This window comes from Bacillus sp. GW823-FHT06B01 (assembly GCF_058952315.1).
The window spans coordinates 133,276-152,207 of sequence record NZ_JBXAHR010000003.1; the positions used below are offsets into that span (position 1 = coordinate 133,276).

At 35.9% G+C, this 18,932-nt stretch carries 18 protein-coding genes and 3 pseudogenes; 17 read left to right on the forward strand and 4 right to left on the reverse strand.

All coding sequences use genetic code 11. From position 1 onward, the window contains the following. The first annotated feature begins 94 nt into the window (after positions 1–94). Entirely contained in the window at positions 95–1,585 is a 1,491-nt protein-coding gene (locus AC1Q8N_RS13780) for a coproporphyrinogen III oxidase (RefSeq protein ID WP_063263540.1), read from the forward strand. Between the two features lie 313 nt (positions 1,586–1,898). Beyond that, positions 1,899–3,455, forward strand: a complete 1,557-nt coding sequence (locus AC1Q8N_RS13785; protein WP_098048651.1) for a fatty acid--CoA ligase — start codon at positions 1,899–1,901, stop codon at positions 3,453–3,455. Positions 3,456–4,039: 584 nt separating this feature from the next. On the opposite strand, the gene AC1Q8N_RS13790 is transcribed toward AC1Q8N_RS13785, so the two are convergent. Both AC1Q8N_RS13790 and AC1Q8N_RS13795 read right to left on the reverse strand, forming a co-directional pair. After that, complete coding sequence (locus AC1Q8N_RS13790) at positions 4,040–4,237, reverse strand: hypothetical protein (protein WP_048545620.1); 198 nt, start codon at positions 4,235–4,237, stop codon at positions 4,040–4,042. 479 nt (positions 4,238–4,716) lie between these two features. Next, positions 4,717–5,187, reverse strand: a complete 471-nt coding sequence (locus AC1Q8N_RS13795) for a hypothetical protein (RefSeq protein ID WP_048545619.1) — start codon at positions 5,185–5,187, stop codon at positions 4,717–4,719. A gap of 187 nt (positions 5,188–5,374) precedes the next feature. Between AC1Q8N_RS13795 and AC1Q8N_RS13800 the strand changes: the two genes are divergently transcribed. Then, positions 5,375–6,853, forward strand: a complete 1,479-nt coding sequence (locus tag AC1Q8N_RS13800; RefSeq protein WP_048545617.1) for a SulP family inorganic anion transporter — start codon at positions 5,375–5,377, stop codon at positions 6,851–6,853. A 256-nt stretch (positions 6,854–7,109) separates the two neighbouring features. Here AC1Q8N_RS13800 and AC1Q8N_RS13805 read toward each other — a convergent pair. Beyond that, positions 7,110–7,721, reverse strand: a pseudogene (locus AC1Q8N_RS13805) (O-antigen ligase family protein); the annotation flags it as partial. A gap of 242 nt (positions 7,722–7,963) precedes the next feature. Between AC1Q8N_RS13805 and AC1Q8N_RS13810 the strand changes: the two are divergent. The 6 genes from AC1Q8N_RS13810 (at position 7,964) to AC1Q8N_RS13835 (ending at position 12,694) form a co-directional block, all read left to right on the forward strand. After that, a complete protein-coding gene (locus AC1Q8N_RS13810) occupies positions 7,964–8,752 on the forward strand; it encodes an enoyl-CoA hydratase (protein WP_000454176.1) in 789 nt (262 codons plus the stop codon). Between the two features lie 114 nt (positions 8,753–8,866). Then, positions 8,867–9,184 carry a YjcN family protein gene (locus AC1Q8N_RS13815; protein WP_048545615.1) on the forward strand — a complete coding sequence of 106 codons (318 nt, stop codon included), beginning with the start codon at positions 8,867–8,869 and terminating at the stop codon, positions 9,182–9,184. A gap of 17 nt (positions 9,185–9,201) precedes the next feature. Then, on the forward strand, positions 9,202–9,528 hold the full coding sequence (locus AC1Q8N_RS13820) for a nucleoside triphosphate pyrophosphohydrolase (protein ID WP_048545611.1): 327 nt from the start codon (positions 9,202–9,204) through the stop codon (positions 9,526–9,528). 150 nt (positions 9,529–9,678) lie between these two features. Beyond that, positions 9,679–10,728, forward strand: a complete 1,050-nt coding sequence (locus AC1Q8N_RS13825; protein WP_098123545.1) for a M42 family metallopeptidase — start codon at positions 9,679–9,681, stop codon at positions 10,726–10,728. 69 nt (positions 10,729–10,797) lie between these two features. Next, complete coding sequence (locus AC1Q8N_RS13830) at positions 10,798–11,511, forward strand: hypothetical protein (RefSeq protein ID WP_098222850.1); 714 nt, start codon at positions 10,798–10,800, stop codon at positions 11,509–11,511. A gap of 229 nt (positions 11,512–11,740) precedes the next feature. Continuing rightward, positions 11,741–12,694, forward strand: a complete 954-nt coding sequence (locus tag AC1Q8N_RS13835) for a TRM11 family SAM-dependent methyltransferase (RefSeq protein ID WP_048545605.1) — start codon at positions 11,741–11,743, stop codon at positions 12,692–12,694. Positions 12,695–12,896: 202 nt separating this feature from the next. Here the strand turns inward: AC1Q8N_RS13835 and AC1Q8N_RS13840 are convergent. Then, positions 12,897–13,097, reverse strand: a pseudogene (locus tag AC1Q8N_RS13840) (YflJ family protein); the annotation flags it as partial. 131 nt (positions 13,098–13,228) lie between these two features. Between AC1Q8N_RS13840 and AC1Q8N_RS13845 the strand changes: the two are divergent. The 8 genes and pseudogenes from AC1Q8N_RS13845 to AC1Q8N_RS13880 all read left to right on the forward strand — a co-directional run bounded on the left by AC1Q8N_RS13845 (position 13,229) and on the right by AC1Q8N_RS13880 (position 18,862). Continuing rightward, positions 13,229–13,690: a VOC family protein gene (locus AC1Q8N_RS13845; protein ID WP_048545603.1), complete on the forward strand. Its 462-nt coding sequence runs from the start codon at positions 13,229–13,231 to the stop codon at positions 13,688–13,690. Between the two features lie 186 nt (positions 13,691–13,876). After that, on the forward strand, positions 13,877–14,929 hold the full coding sequence (locus AC1Q8N_RS13850) for a proline racemase family protein (protein ID WP_493521216.1): 1,053 nt from the start codon (positions 13,877–13,879) through the stop codon (positions 14,927–14,929). Between the two features lie 19 nt (positions 14,930–14,948). Continuing rightward, entirely contained in the window at positions 14,949–15,926 is a 978-nt protein-coding gene (locus tag AC1Q8N_RS13855) for an ornithine cyclodeaminase family protein (protein ID WP_493521217.1), read from the forward strand. 48 nt (positions 15,927–15,974) lie between these two features. Continuing rightward, positions 15,975–16,527: pseudogene (locus AC1Q8N_RS13860) on the forward strand (cytoplasmic protein); the annotation flags it as partial. 157 nt (positions 16,528–16,684) lie between these two features. Then, positions 16,685–17,179 carry an AHH domain-containing protein gene (locus AC1Q8N_RS13865; protein ID WP_002203410.1) on the forward strand — a complete coding sequence of 165 codons (495 nt, stop codon included), beginning with the start codon at positions 16,685–16,687 and terminating at the stop codon, positions 17,177–17,179. A gap of 34 nt (positions 17,180–17,213) precedes the next feature. Continuing rightward, positions 17,214–17,786 carry an imm11 family protein gene (locus AC1Q8N_RS13870; protein ID WP_000707080.1) on the forward strand — a complete coding sequence of 191 codons (573 nt, stop codon included), beginning with the start codon at positions 17,214–17,216 and terminating at the stop codon, positions 17,784–17,786. Positions 17,787–17,926: 140 nt separating this feature from the next. Beyond that, positions 17,927–18,385 carry a YrhA family protein gene (locus AC1Q8N_RS13875; RefSeq protein WP_098642571.1) on the forward strand — a complete coding sequence of 153 codons (459 nt, stop codon included), beginning with the start codon at positions 17,927–17,929 and terminating at the stop codon, positions 18,383–18,385. A gap of 18 nt (positions 18,386–18,403) precedes the next feature. Beyond that, entirely contained in the window at positions 18,404–18,862 is a 459-nt protein-coding gene (locus AC1Q8N_RS13880) for an SMI1/KNR4 family protein (protein ID WP_070168448.1), read from the forward strand. Positions 18,863–18,932: the final 70 nt, after the last annotated feature.

Sequence of the window (18,932 nt, forward strand, 5' to 3'; positions counted from 1 at the left end):
TTTTTAAATAGAAGAAATAAGGTAAAACCTTCTGTATTGACCTGCAAACGCCCTTCAAGTAAACTAAAGAGAGTTTGCAAATGAAAAGGTGATAATGTTGTTAATTTCAATTAAAACGCTACAAGATGATCGTTTTTTACGTCCGCTGCAAAATATTGGCGGCTTATTTTTTGAAGATAGTACGATTGGATTTGAAAAAGAGGAAGCAAATCTTATTGTTGATATACACATTGAAGAGAATGTGAAAGCATCTGCTCGTTTAACAGATGTTGCTACTGGAAATGTGTATGAAGAAACTTTCGCAAAAGATTTATCTGCTTTCACAGATGAAAAAGAGCGTATGAAGCAAGTGAAGCACGTTGTTTCTTATGTATATCTTTCTGTTCTTCAGCAGTTAACTGGTCTTGAACAAAGTTGGGGCATTTTAACAGGAGTTCGTCCGACGAAACTTCTTCATAAAATGCTTCAAAGTGGTATGTCAAAAGAAGAAGCACACCAAGAACTTCGTGAAAGCTATTTAATTCATGAAGAGAAAATTGAACTTCTTCAGCGTATTGTTGATTGCCAATTAGCGGTAGTTCCGGATTTATACCGTTTGAAAGAGGAAGTAAGTATTTATATCGGTATTCCATTCTGCCCAACAAAATGTGCATATTGTACATTCCCGGCGTATGCAATTAACGGACGCCAAGGCTCTGTTGATTCATTCTTAGGTGGTTTACATTATGAAGTTCGTGAAATTGGTAAGTTTTTAAAAGAAAAAGGTGTAACAGTTACGACGATTTATTACGGCGGCGGTACACCGACAAGTATTACAGCAGAAGAGATGGATATGCTGTATGAAGAAATGTATGAAGCGTTCCCAGATGTGAAAAATGTGCGTGAAGTAACAGTTGAGGCAGGTCGCCCAGATACAATTACGCCAGCGAAGCTAGAAGTGTTAAATAAATGGAACATTGACCGTATTAGTATTAATCCGCAGTCATACCATCAAGAGACATTAAAAGCGATTGGACGTCACCATACTGTAGAAGAAACAATTGAGAAGTATCATTTAGCTCGTGAAATGGGAATGAACAATATTAATATGGATTTAATTATTGGTCTTCCTGGTGAAGGGTTAGATATCTTTAAGCATACGCTAGATGAAACAGAAAAGTTAATGCCAGAATCGTTAACAGTTCATACGTTATCATTCAAACGTGCTTCTGAAATGACGCAAAACAAACGTAAATATAAAGTAGCAGGTCGCGAAGAAATTACAGCGATGATGCACGAAGCAGAAGAGTGGACGCAAAAGCATAATTACGTACCATATTACCTATATCGTCAAAAGAATATTTTAGGTAACTTAGAGAACGTTGGTTATGCAATGCCGACGCAAGAAAGTATTTATAACATTGTTATTATGGAAGAAGTTCAATCGATTATCGGACTTGGCTGTGGTGCATCAAGTAAATTTGTTCATCCGAAAACGGGAGCAATTACGCACTTCGCAAATCCGAAAGATCCAAAATCATATAACGATGGCTTCGTAAAATATACAGAAGACAAACTGAAAATTTTAGAAGAGCTATTTGTATAAGAAGAAAGAGGTTGTTCCATTTGGAACAGCCTCTTTTTTATTTTGTCAGTTTTTGTCTGTAAGTTGATATATTCGAAAAATCGCTGATATAAATTGAGTTGCGGTCGATATATTTTAAAAATCGCTGATATATTTCAAGTTGTGGTCGATATATTCGGAAAACCGCCGATATAATTTCACTTACCGCCAAGCGGCACTGATTGTAAAACTATGTCGATAATAATCAGAAAAATTAGTCAAATCATTAGAGGACAATGTCTACTTATGGACGAAATGATAGATTTATGAAAGAGAAAAGGGGGAAATTGTTGGCATGTACATGACGATAGGGAGAATATTTGATTTAGCTGTTGGTAAGTATCCGAATAAAGAGGCGTTAGTAGAGCCGGAAAAAAATATTCGCTGGACATATAAACAGTGGGATGAACAAATAAATAAAACGGCGCAAGCTCTATTGAAAGAAGGGGTAAGAAAGGGAGATACTGTATCTGTTTACTTATATAATTGCCGTGAATTTGTAAACGTTTACTTAGCTTGTGCGAAAATTGGGGCGATTTTTAACCCGATTAACTTCCGTTTAAAAGCAAAAGAATTATCGTATATCCTTCAAGATGCAGCCTCGAAAGTAGTAGTCTTTGAAAAAGCAGTTGAATCAACTGTTGCTATCATTGAACGAGATTTTCCAAATTCGTCTTTTTGGTACGTAGAAGACGATACACCTTCCTATGCTAGTTCTTACCATGAAAAAGTGAATGCGGCATCTTCTGACAAAGTAGATATCGAAATTGATGAAATGGATTATTGTTCTATGCTGTATACGAGCGGTACGACAGGTCATCCGAAAGGCGTATTGCATCGTCATCGTGAAATGACTGAGCATAGTATGATTTGTACGTATTTCTTAAAATATAATAGAGATAGTGCCGGACTTGTAGTAGCACCTTTATATCATTGCGGCGAGTTAAATGCTGGAATCATTCCGCGTATTCAAGTTGGTGGAAAGAATGTTATTTTACATCACTTTGATACGGATAGAGTATTACATACGATTCAAGAAGAGAAGATTACGACATTTTTTGCAGCACCGACGATGTGGAATATGTTACTGCAAAAAGATTTAAGGCAGTACGATTTAACATCGATGAAGATTGGTATATATGGAGGAGCGGCAATGGCTCCAGCATTAGTGAAGGAATGTAAAGAACGTCTTTATATTGATCTCGTACAAATATACGGAATGACAGAAATGGGACCAGTTGTTGCATTTCTTGTAGAAGAAGATCAAATTACGAAAGCAGGTTCAGCAGGAACACCGTGCTTTAGTCATGAAATCCGCATTGTAAAACCAAATGATGATGCACCAGCAGAACCAGATGAGGTATTACCTCCTTATGAAGTAGGGGAGATTATTTTACGCGGCCCAACTATGATGGCTGGTTATCATAACCGAGAAGAAGCAAATGCAAAATCGATGTATAAAGGATGGTATCACTCTGGTGATTTAGGTTACTTCGATAAAGATGGCTATTTATTCGTCGCAGATCGTGTGGATGATATGGTAATTAGCGGAGGTGTTAATATTTATCCACGTGAGATTGAAGATTTCCTTCATAGTCATCCTGGTGTATTAGATGTTGCGGTGCTTGGTGAGCCAGATGAATTATGGGGAGAACGTGTTGTGGCCGTTGTTGTAAAGAAAGATGAAGCGATTACAGAAAATGATTTAGAAATATATTGTAAAGAAAGTGATGAATTAGCAGATTATAAACGTCCACGTCATTACTTATTTGTGGATGAACTGCCTCGTAATGCGAGTGGGAAATTACAAAAATTTGTCCTGAGAGAGTCGTTGAAAGGTGCGAAAAAATAGAAAGTGTAGGATGCACTATACCTATGTGATTTTCGCCTGTTTTTAAATAGACGAAGCAATATCTTTGCTCTTTTGTAGAGGTGGGGAATTAAGTGAAGGTCAATTGATCTTCACTTAATTCTCGTTTTTTCTTAATGAAGAGTGATTCGTGTATTTGAAGTAAGGTGAAAGAACAAAAGGGATGTAATGTATAAAAGAAAAGACACCCTAAGGTGCCTCTCTCCGACTTGAACCATTTTCATTTCATACGAATCTATCCGTATTACCCCTTTGTTATAAGTGTAAACACATACTATAAAACAGAATCGTCTATATACACTAGATTGTTAGTTCACAAAATATAAGAGATCTGAGATCAGTATCGGAGTAACGCCACATCCCCTATAATGATTGATATGTTACGCCTTTTAAAAGAATCTGCTTTATAGAACGTGTCCACAAGTTATATTTTACTACATGTAATATTCATTTAGTTTATTTTTTGTGAATATGTATAATTACATAAACTTCATGAGAAAAAGAGAGTATACTTTGGTGTTTTGTAATAAAGATAAAGCCCACCTACAAAAAATAGAGGGCTTTTCTTACTTCTTATAGATATCTATTCCAATTATATTATCAGATGAATCTAAACGAACATATACGTCATCTGACAAAAGGTGGGCATTATATATTCTTTGTTTATACGTTGATATCTCGAAGCATTTTCCATTTGATTCACATTCCAAAATAATCATATCTCCATGTTCTTTCCAATTTACTAATCTAGCAGTTGTATTCATTTTTAATCCTCCTCTAGATCATTTTATGTAAATTAATAGAAACAGTGTGAGGAAGGAGTTTATATAGTCAAAAAGAAAGGTGAAGATATTGAAGAGATGGTAACATAGTAACTTTTAAAAAACAAATAATTTAATTATATCTATAATAAGATTAATTAATAAAACGTATTAATCTAACAGAAGGGAGGAATAGCCATACAATTAGTTTGTTTTAAAATAGTAAGTGGTCAATATTTCTTATTTGTAGAAGGTATCCAGATTCCTGTACCAATTCCAGCGGCTGCTGCAGCTCTATTAATTGGTCTAGGAATAATTCCACGTTGTTCTTAATATAAGGAATTTTAGCTGTTCTACCTTTTAATTGAAAACCCCTCAAGCATATGAATGCTTGAGGGGTTTTTACTGTTATAAAAATTGTTGAATGAAATGGGGTTCGCAACATTGTTTGATGGTCATGTTGGGATGCCCATTTTCTACTTTTATTTACGTGAAAATCCTTCTTCATCAAGGTATTCCGCAGCTTCTGGGTAAGAGTTGAATGTACCGTCTAAGTTTACACCAGCGTACACGTTCCACATATCATCCTCTTGAATAAGAGTTAGGATGTGGCCGTCTTCGTTCTTCCATTCTTCTTCTGCAGCAGGTTCCATTGGTGTAACAATTTCTTCTGGCTCCTGTGATAGACGTTCAATTACTTTTTCAATTAATGAACGCAGTTCTTCTTCTGAAAACTCACGGATGTTAATCATGCCTTTATCATCTGTTTTATAACCTTTAATGAAGCTTGCATATACAAAGCCGTTTCCGTTTGGATGTAAATGATATACAACGTTTTTTTTATCTAAACGACTTTCTTCAAAGTGAAAGTTCACGCGTTTTAATGATACGTTCTTTCTTTCTAATTCAGGGAAAGATTCAATAATCGATAATTTTTCTTCAAAAGTTAGCATAGTGCCTCCAAATATATAATAAAAGATTTAATTTATCTATTATAGCACAGTTACAATGGTTTCCAAAGATGCGGTGTGAGCTTGCAATTGAATACGTTTACGTCACGAGACTGTAAAAAGTGGACTAACGAATATATTCTTTTAGGTGTACAATGGAACATGGACTTTATACAAAGGTGGTTTTTTTATGTTTCAAAAAATAGCAAAGGAATGTTTAGCAGGTTTTACTGTCGCAATTGTTGCGTTGCCACTTGCCATTGCATTTGGTATTGCTGCAACGGGAACGTCTGAGGGAGCACTAGTTGGATTGTATGGTGCAATTTTTGCAGGTTTATTTGCGGCGTTATTTGGTGGTACACCTGGGCAAGTTACTGGGCCAACTGGGCCGATTACTGTTATCGCAACAGGGGTTATTGCGACGCACGGATTAGAGGCGAGTTTTATAGCCTTTATGATGGCGGGACTGTTTCAAATTTTATTCGGTGTATGTAAGCTTGGTTCTTACGTGCGATATATTCCGTATTCTGTCGTTTCAGGATTTATGAACGGAATCGCATTAATTATTATTTTAGGTGAAATGAAGCATGTGCAAAATAGTTTTCTACTCGTCGTATTAACGATTATTGTAATGATTGTTTCTGGAAAATGGATTAAGGCTATTCCGTCTAGTTTAGTTGCATTAGTTGGTGTGACAGCTATGCTTCCTTTCATTTCTTCTGCGTTAGAAGGGCTTACAGTGAAGTTACCGTTTATCGGAAACTTGTCATTAAATAAGGTGATTGAGAAGATTGGAACGATTCCAGAAGCAATGCCGACGCTTCATATTCCATCTTTAAGTGGAACAGGCATCGCAGAACTTATTTTACCAGCGCTTAGTATTGCTTTATTAGGATCGATTGACTCGTTGTTAACATCGGTTGTAATGGATAATGTGACGGGTACACGTCATAAAAGTAATAAAGAACTGGTCGGACAAGGTATCGGTAATATGATGAGCGGATTGTTTGGTGGATTAGCAGGCGCAGGGGCGACTGTACGGTCTATCGTGAATATAAGAAGCGGTGGTAAAACGGCGCTTTCAGCGAGTATGCATAGTGTTATATTATTTATTTTCATTATGGGACTTGGGTCAGTTGTACAATACATTCCGCTTGCTGTATTATCAGGTATTTTAATTTTAACTGGTATTGGCATGTTTGATTGGGAAAGCATGAAGAAAATGCATGTAGCACCAAAAGGTGATGTCATTGTTATGCTTGTAACGATGGTTGTCACAGTGAAGTTTGATTTAATGATTGCTGTTGCGTTCGGTATTATTCTTTCGTTCATGATATACATGGTGAAATGTAAAGACCGTAAAGCTTCTATTGTAAAAGAAAAAGACGCGACATATAAAATTAAAGGCCCACTTTCATTTTTAACAGTGGATCGTGTTTTTCATACTTTACAAGACGTAAAGTCTCCAGTTGTTTTACGTATGAAAGATGTGCGCTATATGGATGTATCAGGAGCGATGGCATTGTTAAACTTTGTTGAGCAGTCGGATAAAGTAGGTGCGAGTGTGACGCTAGAACAAGTGCCTGCTCATATTGAAAATACGTTAGTAACGATGGCGAGTAATGAGCAGAAAGATAAATTACAGTTTGTAAAAGCTGAGGCTATATAAGAAAATGCTCTCGTATGAGAGTGTTTTTTTATTGTATTCAACATCTTTATATCACAATGTTTTGTGGTTATTGAAGTTTGTTAATCTTAGCATTATAGTAACATTCTAGATTAGGAACGTAATATTATAAAAATGTATATGAATTTTGAGAATTCCTTTTTTCAGAAGGAAAAGCTTTAAGCTAGAGGGGAATAATTGATGTACAACAGTTACCACACGGAGTGAAAATTGGGATTGTACGCTCAATTGTTGTTTCTTTTGAGAAAGAAGTTGTTTTATGAACAGAGTATAAGACAACGATTGGGAACATAATTGCAAAAATGGAACTTAAATCATTTCCAGCAAAGAACCATCCTCTTGAACCAATCTTTGAGTTCGGATAGCTTTGGAAATCTGTACCAGTTGCCATAGCCGCGATGATTGAAATACTTAAAATTAACGTTGCATATAAGAAATACGTAATGATTTTATGAAATACATATTCGTTATTTTTTAATTCTTTTAGTGCGATAATATATCCAAACAGTAGTACAATTGGATATACACTTTTCAAAATAAATTTTACTTCTTCTCCAAATGAAACTGGAGATTTGACCATTAAATTATTTATAAGGCCGATTGCGAGTACGATGCCAAAGAGACATAAGTAGAGAATATACTTTTTTGCACCGTGTTGTTTATGATGAAGAAGTAGATAACCTAATGCAAGAAGCATAAAGGCGAAACGGACTACAATTCCGACGGTTGCGCTCATGTGTAATATATAAATTGAAAAAGATGTTAATAGATCTAAAATTGGTTGAAACACAATGAATAGCAGTAGGAAATGCGGGAAGTAGTTATCCATCTGTTTTAACTTAGTAACCATATGTGCCTCCATTTCTTCATTCCTTTATTTCAGCACTTCTATATATAAATGGTAAATAGATGGAAATTATCGATAAACCGACTTTAATTGCTATATTTTTTAACGGAATTTTATGTTTTATACGAGGCTATATACAAATTACGAGATTATTAGACAGAAAATTAAGAAAAAAGAAGGATTTTTCACCTGCTTTCTATAATTATATAAGTATAATCTTTATGTAGAAAAGAGGGGTATATATAATGGAAGTAACAAGTAAAACAGAATCTGTCATTGTGAAATATGAAGGGCACGTTGCAACAGTTATGGTCAATCGCCCAGAGGTGTTAAATGCATTAGATGAACCAACGTTAAAAGAGCTATTACAAAAACTGAAAGAAGTAGCGGAGAGTTCTGCACACATTGTTGTGTTATGCGGAAACGGCCGTGGTTTTTCTGCGGGTGGAGATATTAAATCGATGCTTTCAAGTAATGATGAAAGCAAGTTTGATGGCATTATGAATACTATTTCTGAAGTTGTTGTAACTTTATATACGATGCCTAAGCTTGTGATTAGTGCGATTCATGGACCGACTGCTGGTCTTGGGTTAAGTATTGCGTTAACAGCTGACTATGTGATGGCAGATATATCATCCGTTATTGCGATGAACTTTATTGGAATCGCTTTAATTCCAGATGGTGGCGGCCATTTCTTCCTTCAAAAGCGCGTCGGTGAAAATATGACGAAGCAAATTATTTGGGAAGGAAAGAAATTATCAGCAACAGAAGCGCTTGATATCGGTTTAATTGATGAAGTAATCGGTGAGGATTTCCAAACGGCTGTGAAGCAAAAAATTAGTGAATGGTCACAAAAGCCGATTAAAGCGATGATTCAAACGAAGCAAATTTTATGTGAAGTAAATCGTTCTAATTTAGAACAAACATTGCAACTTGAAAAGCGCGGCCAATATGCGATGAGACAAACAGCGGATCATAAAGAAGGCATTGCTGCATTTTTAGAAAAACGTTTGCCTGCATTTAAAGGGGAATAAAGTGAAATTTGAATTAATGGTAGTTTTACTGCCGGTTAATTTAAGGTAAAGGGGAGAAAGTGCTAACACATTTTAGTATAATTGTGTTAGCACTTTTTTTTTAAGGAGTAATATATGAAGAAAATTATTGGTGTTATTGGCATGGTTGTAATAGCATATTATGCTTTACATAGTACACCATCTATGGCGGTGCGAACTGCATTGTTTTTTGAAGGACATCCAAGCGTTGCGTTTTCTGCCGAGGTGACGAAAGAAAAAGATGTGAAAAAAGAAGCAATTCCAGCTGAGTACCAAACTTTATATAGTAAGGAAGAAGAATCAGAGTACTATTTCTTTCCGCACGTAAGGGCACATGGATCAGGAATTGATATGCTTAGTGCGTGCGTGAAGAAAAAATGGTTTTTCTATAAAGCAGAGCTCGGATGTTATTAAATATAGGAGGTTGAGTGATGTCAGCATATAACAAGTTAGTAAGAGATCGTGTTCCAGAGAAGATTTTAAGGTCTGGAAAAACATATACAGCACAAAAATTAACAGGACAAGCATACATACAAGCTTTAGCGAAAATTGGAACGGAAGAAATTCGTGAATTTGCTTCTATGAAAGAGCGTGAACATGCGCTAGATTCACTTGCGGATGCACTGGAAGTAATTATCTCTTTAGCGCGTGCAGAAGGTGCAACAATTGAAGATGTAGAAAGTCTACGAAAGCAAAAAGAAATAGAGCGCGGTGGGTTTGAAAGAGGCATTTATTTATTAGATGTGTCAGAAGAATAGTTTGATAGAAAGCATAGTGTTTATGAATAACGCTATGTTTTTTTTGTTAAAGTGAATTTTAATATAATTTAGAAAATTAAGCTATATTAGTAGAGGATTTATAGTAAATTCGGTATACTGAATAGTAGAGAAAATGAGGAGGAAACGACAATGGCACATCATACGAAAGAAACGATGGAACTTATTAAGGAGCTTGTCTCTATTCCGAGTCCGTCTGGAAATACAGAGAAAATCATTCGTTTTATTGAAAACTATGTAAGTGAGTGGAACGTAGAAACGAAGCGTAACAATAAAGGCGCTCTTATTTTAACGGTAAAAGGGAAAAATGATGCACAGCACCGTTTATTAACGGCACACGTTGATACGTTAGGGGCGATGGTGAAAGAAATTAAGCCTGACGGTCGTCTAAGTCTTTCTATGATTGGCGGATTTCGCTGGAACTCTGTAGAGGGGGAATATTGCGAAATTGAAACATCAAGCGGTAAGACTTATACAGGAACGATTTTAATGCATCAAACATCTGTGCATGTATATAAAGATGCAGGTGAAGCGAAACGCGACGAGAAAAATATTGAGGTTCGTATTGATGAGCGTGTCTTTTCAGCTGATGAAGTACGTGAATTAGGAATTGAAGTAGGAGACTTCGTTTCATTCGATCCGCGCGTTCAAATTACAGAGAGTGGATACATAAAATCACGTCATTTAGATGACAAAGTAAGTGTTGCGATTTTATTAAAATTAATGAAGAGATTACAAGACGAAAACGTAACATTACCATATACAACGCATTTCTTAATTTCTAATAATGAAGAGATTGGATACGGTGGTAACTCTAACATTCCAGAAGAAACAGTTGAGTATTTAGCGGTTGATATGGGAGCGTTAGGTGATGGTCAAGCATCTGACGAATATACAGTATCTATTTGTGCAAAAGACTCTAGCGGTCCGTATCATTATGCACTGCGTAAACATTTAGTAGAGCTTGCGAAAACGAACAATATTGAATATAAAGTAGATATTTATCCTTACTATGGATCGGATGCATCAGCTGCGATTCACGCTGGATTTGATGTGAAACATGCATTAATTGGAGCGGGTATTGATTCTTCTCATGCATTTGAGCGTACACATGAAAGTTCGATTGCACATACAGAAGCGTTAGTATATGCATATGTAATGTCTCATTTAATTGAAGAATAATTTCATAGAAAATAGAGAGAGCTGATTAAAAATATTATTTTTAATCAGCTTTTCATTTTGGGGGGCAAGATGAAGAAATTATTGATGGGTAGTATCGTCGTAAGTTTAGCGTTAAGTGGATGTGCTCAAGAAGGTTCAGATGAAAAAGTAGTGACGAAGGTAGAGGGTACCGAGGGGAATAAAAAAGAGAGTAGAAAAATACAAGGATCACAAATAAATCCACAAGTGCAAAGTCGCTACACTGTTTCAATGAATTCTACTGAGGGAGAAGCGTATACTTTGCATGTTTTTTCGAATAATGAACAACATGAAACGCAAAAAGAGCCTTGGGTTGGTGCACAAGAAGGGGATCAAATATATAAAGGTGAATATCAGCTTGCCTTACAATCTACAAGCGCGACATTATATTTGCAAGAGGCGAAAATTGGAGAGTTTGTATTTAATACGTCTAGAAAAAATGGATTTGTAAGTAAAGGTACACCAGATTTTTTCGTAGCACTGCAACGTGAGTCTTCTAATTTTTCAACAGCGAAAGCTTTTTACATTCATAAAGGGAAAGTGCTCGAAGTGAAAATTAATGAAGATGATTTTGGTATTGCAGGAACTTGTTTTAAAGCTTTAGATAAAGGGAAGTTTCTTATTGGGAATTATGATAATGGAGAAGGAATGTGGTATTTTTCAACTTTCCAAACCGATCTTGAAACGGGAAAAGCGAAACGGGTTGATCAGAAAAAAATTCCTTTAGAGGAAGGGAATGTATACGTTAAGGACAATTTCAAATGATACATTAGGAGAAGCAACTGATGGTGGTATGCTAGATTACTAGGAAGAACAAGTTCAGAATGTAACTTCTTTCTGTTAATAAAAATAAAGAGATTGCCAATAGGCAGTCTCTTTTATTTATTAACGTTTCTCTTTATTTCCGGCATGTGATATCATTTAATTTTACGTAAAAAAGATATTCGAATAATTGTAATCATAATAATTTTAAACGATAAAGGATGATAATAGATTGAGTAATCATAGTACAACACCTGCATGTATATATACGTATGCATTTCGTGAGGAGGAGCGTGCTTTATGTTATTTGGAAATGCGCTCGTTCTTTGGAATGGAGTCTCACGTTAATATTTTGAAAAGTGATGTCAAAATTGACCCGAGTAGAAGTGCATTTATTAAAGAGCGCGTTGAGGTTATGTATGAAGGAGACGACTTAGAAAGTATTTTAAAACAAGTGGAACAAATTGATTTGGCGGGAGCGTCGTTTAAAGTTATCTTCGTTAAAATCAATGACCTGGTTGGAGAAAATAAAATTGAATATGGGGAAAGACGTCTCATTGAACGAGACCTCGGTATGCATATTGAAGGAGAAGCGGATGTTCGTAATCCAGAGCGTGTATTCGGGATTGTTCCTCTTGGAGGACGCTGGTACTTCGGACACTATGTAGAAAGTGAACCAGTTTGGTATCATCACATAAAAAAACCGCATAGTTATTCGACATCTCTTAGCACACGTGTTGCGAGATCGGTTGCCAATATCGCTGTACCAAATCCAGATGGAGTAAGAGCAATTGACCCGTGCTGCGGTATTGGAACAGTAGTAGTAGAAGCACTTTCTATGGGAATTAACATCGTTGGTAGAGATATAAACCCACTTGTAGTTCTTGGAACGAGAAAAAATATCGCACACTTCGGATTTGAAGGAACAGTAACAAAAGGCCCAATTGAAGAAATTACTGAGAACTACGACGTTGCAATTATCGATATGCCGTACGACTTATTTACGCATGCAACACCAGAAGACCAGTTCTCTATTCTTTCAAGTGCGCGCCGCATCGCTAAAAAGGTAGTCGTTGTCACGATGGAAACAATGGACGACATGATTCATGAAGCAGGATTTGAAATTACAGATCGCTGTATTACAAGAAAAGGATCATTTACTAGACAAATTCTTGTTTGTGAATAAGAAAGGAAGGTCACCCGTTTGGGTGACCTTTTTTGTTGGATATTGATGTGTGATTGGTTGGTGGAATGGAGGAGTGATTTGACGTAATTTGTCGGTAAGTCGATATATTTAAAAAATCGTTGATATATTGTACTGAATCGCTGATATATTTAAAAAATCGTTGATATATTCCGAGAATTACCGATATCGCTACATTAGCATATTACTGTTCTTTTAATTTCTCTTGTTGTGCAAGTAATAAATTGCGTAATACGTGTCCGCGGTAACTTTCTAGTTTTCGCCCTTCGTGGTAACGCACGCCTAATTTTTTTAGTTCGGCTACGTACCAGCCTTTTGTTCCGTAGTACATTGGATCACTTCCTTTTTGCTTTTGAACAGTATATGTGGCGGGGGGAGAGAATTTTCTATTTTATTCAGCATTAGTGCTACAAATTTGAAAAACATGTAAGAAGAATATGATATCACTTCTATTTTTAGTTTATAAAAATAGGCTTTATAGTAAGAATTTCTAAAAATATAAAGGGGGAATATGCTTTGTTTCCAGGTACTTTATATGAAACACATGTTAAAACAAGAAATTTAGAAGTAGCAAAAGAATTTTATACTAAACTTGGATTATTTCATGCTCGCACAATTGAAGAACGACGTGTAGCATTCTTTTGGTTTGATAAAGATAATAAGAAGGAACAAATGCTGGGCATTTGGGAGGTATCAGAAGAGGAATTCAATAAAAGTCACTTTGCATTCAAGGTTAATTATGAAGAAATCATTCATGCAAGAGAATGGCTTCTTAATAAAGGAATAAAACCAAGAGCCGCTTTCGGTCTTGAACCTTCCGAGCCTATGGTCCAGACGTGGACACCTACTGCGAATCTTTATTTTTATGATCCTGACGGTAATTCTTTAGAGTTTCTATGCTTACTTCCTGAAAAGAAAAACGTAAAACAAGATGTCATGTATTTAAGTGAGTGGGAAAAATTACCGAGTGAAATATAAATTTGATATTGGCTCAAATCCCGCAAAATAATTTAAAAAGGAACCATAACTTTGCTCAAGTAGTGACGTTATGGCTTTTTTGTTTTGTGCTGGTTAATAATCACTAACTGTCTACTGTATAAAAAAATAGACAGTAGTGTATGCTTTTTTTTACAATGTATACAAATTTATACCCTATGCGTTGGCATGATATTTGCAATAAAAATAGTATCAACATATAGGGGAGAGATAGAAATGAAGGTTAGTAAAGTGTACACGACAATTGATGCTCACGTAGCTGGGGAACCGCTTCGAATTATTACAGGCGGCGTGCCAGAAATAAAAGGAGAAACGCAGTTAGAAAGACGCACGTACTGTATGGAGAATTTGGACCATCTTCGCGAGGTTCTTATGTATGAACCAAGAGGACATCACGGTATGTACGGTTGTATCATTACTCCGCCTGCGAGTGATCACGCTGATTTTGGCGTATTATTTATGCACAATGAAGGCTGGAGTACGATGTGTGGTCATGGCATTGTCGCTGTTATTACAGTAGGAATTGAAACAGGTATGTTTGAAGTGACAGGTGAGGAACAAAAGTTCATTATTGATAGCCCTGCTGGGGAAGTGATTGCGTACGCAAAATATAACGGGAGCGAAGTAGAGTCTGTATCATTTGAAAATGTCCCTTCATTTGTATACAAAAAAGATGTTCCTATTAAAATAGATAACTATGAATTTCAAGTAGATATCGCGTTTGGTGGAGCATTCTACGCGGTAGTAGATAGTAAAGAACTTGGTTTGAAGGTTGATTTCAAAGACTTAGCTGCTATTCAAACGTGGGGCGGTAAAATTAAGCACTACATCGAGAGCAAAATGGAAGTAAAGCATCCACTTGAAGAAGGGTTAAAAGGAATATATGGCGTTATTTTCTCAGATGAACCGAAAGAAAAAGATGCAACTTTACGAAATGTAACGATCTTTGCTGATGGGCAAGTAGATCGTTCTCCTTGCGGCACAGGAACTTCCGCAAGAATCGCAACTCTTTTTGAAAAAGATGCTTTACAAAAGGGAGAAATTTTCATCCACGAATGCATTACTGACGGGAAATTCGAGGGGGAAGTATTGTCGGTAACCGCAGTAGATACATATGAAGCTGTCGTTCCGAAAGTAACGGGTCATGCATTTATTACAGGATTTCATCAGTTCGTTGTAGACCCGAGAGATGATTTGAATCGGGGATTTTTGTTAGGATAGAAGGAGGAGGTGGAAAGATATGCTAGTCATAAGCGCGAATGAACAACGAAACTTAGTAAATATGAACGAAGTCATTGAATACGCGGCGCTTGCTTTAAAAGAATTTTCCGCAGAAAGAACGATCACACCAATTCGCGGCTCATTACCGTTTGCGAACGAGAAAAATACGGCATTAATTATGCCTTCAGTAGCGGAGGGACTTGAGGCACTTGGCTTAAAAGTAGTAACAGTAGTCCCCGAGAACAAAAAGATAGGAAAGAAAACGATAAACGGGATTGTTATGCTATCAGACTTTCAAACGGGAGAACCGCTCGCACTTTTAGAAGGATCCTACTTAACGATGATTCGAACAGGCGCCCTATCAGGAGTAGCGACAAAACATTTAGCTCGTCATAATGCAAAAACTTTATGCATCATCGGGACCGGTGAACAGGCGAAGGGAATTGCTGAAGCTATATTTGCGGTAAGAGACATCGAAAAAGTCATTTTATACAATCGAACAGAAGAAAAAGCGTATGCATTTGCGCAATTTATACAAGAGAGATTCAATAAACCTGCATATGTTCACACAAATGCAAATGAAGCAATAAGCGAAGCTGACATTATTGTCACAGCTACGAACGCATCCACACCAGTCTTCTCAGAAAAACTACAAAAAGGCGTCCACGTAAACGCCGCCGGCTCATTCAAACCGAACATGCAAGAACTACCATCCCACGCCATTGCTAATGCAAACAAAGTAGTAGTCGAATCAAAAGAAGCAGCACTAGAAGAAACAGGTGACCTTCAAGTTCCGATACAAGAAGGTCTATTTGAGGCAAGCAACATTTACGCTGAACTCGGACAAATCATAAGCGGAGAAAAAGCAGGTAGGGAGAACGATGAAGAGATTACTGTTTTTAAATCGGTTGGTTTGGCAGTAGTAGATATTATCGTTGCGAAGTATTTGTATGAGAAAGCGGTGGAGCGCGGAGTGGGGAATAGGATTGAATTTTGAGGGGCTGCCTTTTGGTGGTCTTTTTTTGTATAAAATCTTGTAAAGTAAGAAAAAGTAGAGCATCTATATGAATTCAATTATACGTCCAGTAATAACTATAGTACGGCTCTTCAACTAGTAGCGAGTATTGCTACTGGTCTTGCTGAAGTTCAAAGTGGAAAAGGATTTAGTCCTGCAAGTGGTACATTTAGTACACAAGGGTTGAATATGGAATGGACAACTTCAATTCAAGCAATTACAGAAGAGAGGGCTCGACAAGCTGCCAATTCAATTGAAGAAGGTGAAATGTGTGGTAAGCTACCTGAAAAAACTACTGGTGAAAAAATTTGGGACGGTATTGTAGATGGTACGGGACAAGCAGTTAGCGATACAATAGACAGAATAAAAGCTTTAGGAGATTGGGAAACGTGGGAAAACATGGGGAACGCTGCTTTGCACCCTATTGATACCCTTAGTACCATGTATAATGCATTGTCAGATTCATTTATTAATGATGTAATAAATGGAGATGCTGAAAGTCGTGCTAAATGGGGAAGTTATGCTTTAACACAAGTTGGATTAGGACTTATTGGTGATAAAGGATTAAGTAAAGTATCGAAGGTAGCAACTACTGCAAATCTAACAAAATTCTCAGAAGGTATTTCGTCTGTTTCGAATCATTTACCATTGAAAGAACGATTTGCATTCGCAGGTACTAGTGGCTTTGGTAGCAATCAGATAAAACTTTTGAAGCTTTACAAGAAGCCCGTGATACATTTATGTTTTCTAAAACTGGTGGAAGAAATAGAGTTAAAGGTGTACAAGAAGTAATACAAGATTATGCGGATAAAGTTCTTGATAGAGTTGAAGTGAAAAATGAGTATCCTGATTCGTATACAGCATCTAAAATATTACGTGAAGAACTTAAGGATGCAGGGATTGAACCAACCCCATATTCTAATGCAGCGCATCATCTAACACCTTGGAACGATAGTAGGGCAGAAAAGGCACAAAAATTATTAAAGGAATTTGGGATAGACCATGATTCAGCGGCTAATGGAGTATTTTTACCTTATAAAGTTAATGAATACGTGACTACTGAAGTCTTACACATAGGAAAGCATAGTTCAGAGTACATACTTGAAGTAGAGAGAGTATTAAGTCTTGTTAAGAAACGGGGCGGTACTCAAGAAGATGCTGTTGACGCCTTACATGATATAAGGGAACGTTTATTAAATGGTGAATTAAAATTAAATAAACCGAAGAAAGAGTAATCTTAGAATAGAAAAATAACAAAGGAGAGTAAACATGAAAATTTGGGAATTAAAGAGTTCATTTGATGACTATGAATCCTTTCAACTATTGAACTTAGAAGAAGATTCTAAAAAGTATTTTGAAGGAAAAATTGACTCGGCAGTAAAAGCATCTGATTCATGGGGAGAAATACGTATTAAATGTGTAGAAGAAGGAAATCAAAGTGATTTGCCTCATTTTTGGGGAGAAGTTGGTACACCAATGGTTAGTGGGAAAGCTAAAAAGTTCTTAGAGTCTATACTTGGTGATAATGTAGAATTTCTTCCCCTAATTCATGATGTGATGGGAGAAGTGTATTATATAATTAACGTTTTAAATGCACTAGATGCTATTGACTATGAGAAAGCTATACTAAAGAAACTACGTTCTGGCTTAGTAATAGATTTCAAAAAATACGCATTCTTACCTAATATGGTTAAGAACCAAACAATATTTAAAGTTTACTTAAATGAAATATTACATATTCCTTCCGTTTTTGTATCAGATGAATTTAGAAATACAGTGTTAGAAAGTGATTTAAAAGGTTTTGAATTTATAGAGGTATGGGATTCAGAAGCAAACATGTAAAAGAAAGTCCTAAAATAATTGATAGGAGTTAGTGACATGGATGCAAAGGTTTTAGAAATTCTAAGAATGTTAAACAATTATGAGGGAAATGAAAAAGAAATTTTTGAACTGATTCAAGCTGAAGAAATGGTGAAATTTATATGTGGAAAAATCTGATTTTAGAAATTGAAGATATATTGAAAAGTGTTAATTATAAGCTGAATACACCCGCAACGGATACTGAAGTTCAGAGATTAAGAGAATATGCAAAAGAGAAATTTAATGTTGATTTACCGAGTGAATACGAAGAGTTTCTTAAAACTGTAAATGGTTTAGACTTTGATGGATTGGTACTTTACGGAGTCGATTCTCCTTTACTAGAAACAGAAAAAGATGAACATGAACATATTTGCGGCTTTATAGACACGAATGAGATTTGGTATGAAAATGAATTTCAAAAAGAGTATCTTTTCTTTGGCGATTCAAATATTGCGTGGTTTTGTAAAAGCTTATCAGACGGTACTTATTTAGAAATTGATAAACCATCAGGTACGGTAATGAACACATATAATGATTTTAATACAATGCTTGAGGAAGCGTTAAAAATAACCCTTCTTTAATAGGAGGTAGTAAAAATTATGTTTAATTTTTTGAAAGAATATGTTGTAGCAGACAGAAGTGTCCGTTCTAAACAAAAACCTATTTTCTATCCTATATATCAAGATGAGATAGATGAGGCAGAAAGCTTATTACAAATGGAACTTCCAAAAGAACTGAAACGCTTTTATCAAGAAATAGGTTGTGGGTTTTTAAATTCTGATAAAAGAACGTTTTTTAACAGATTTATGGACCCGATTTCAGTTGCAGATTTCCGTTTAAGACAAGATATTTATGAATATAATCCCAACCTAGATGATGTAGATGATGATGAATCATTAGTGTTTTTTGAAGTAACAGAACTTAACTTTTTAACCATTAAATTTAAAGAGGAAAATGAATTAGGTCAATGTCCTATTTACTCTGAGGATGGGAAAATAGCGGATTCTTTAGAAGAATTTTCAATTAAAATGGATGAAAATCCTGACTATTATATTTAATCTTTTTAAGACTTGCTTTAAGGTGTAGCATTTGAAAAATATCTAATCATGAGTAAGAAAGCTTATGTAT